This window comes from Pseudomonas sp. TJI-51, assembly GCF_000190455.2.
Lineage (GTDB): Bacteria > Pseudomonadota > Gammaproteobacteria > Pseudomonadales > Pseudomonadaceae > Aquipseudomonas > Aquipseudomonas juntendi.
Map to the genome: position 1 here is coordinate 1,878 of NZ_AEWE02000035.1, position 504 is coordinate 2,381.

1 protein-coding gene is annotated in these 504 nt (G+C 62.3%); it reads left to right on the top strand.

What is annotated here, in order from left to right; translation table 11 throughout:
• A partial coding sequence (cmoB, locus tag G1E_RS29315) for a tRNA 5-methoxyuridine(34)/uridine 5-oxyacetic acid(34) synthase CmoB (RefSeq protein WP_047149749.1) occupies positions 1 to 469 on the top strand: 469 nt, incomplete at its 5' end.
• Positions 470 to 504 lie beyond the last annotated feature (35 nt).

Below are 504 nucleotides of genomic sequence, written 5' to 3' on the forward strand. Positions count from 1 at the left end.
CCTGCCGGAACTGCCCGCCTGGCACCTGCCTTTCGCGCTCGAAGAACTGCCGGCCAACCTGGAAGGGTTCGATACGGTGTTTTCCATGGGCGTGTTCTACCACCGCCGCTCGCCCATCGAGCACCTGCTGGCGCTGAAGGACTGCCTGGTCAAAGGGGGGGAGCTGGTACTGGAAACCCTGGTGGTCGAGGGTGATGAAAACCAGGTGCTGGTGCCCGAAGACCGCTACGCACAGATGCGCAATGTCTGGTACCTGCCTTCGGTACCGGCGTTGGCGCGCTGGTTGCGCCGTGCCGGCTTCAGCGACGTACGCTGCGTCGACGTGAGTGTGACCAGCATTGAAGAGCAGCGCAGCACCGACTGGATGCGTTACCAGTCCTTGGCTGACTTCCTCGACCCGAACGACCACAGCAAGACCATCGAAGGCCTGCCCGCACCACGCCGGGCCACCCTGCTGGCGCGCAAATAAAAAAAACGCCCATGGGGGTAATGCCTGTCAGTTAA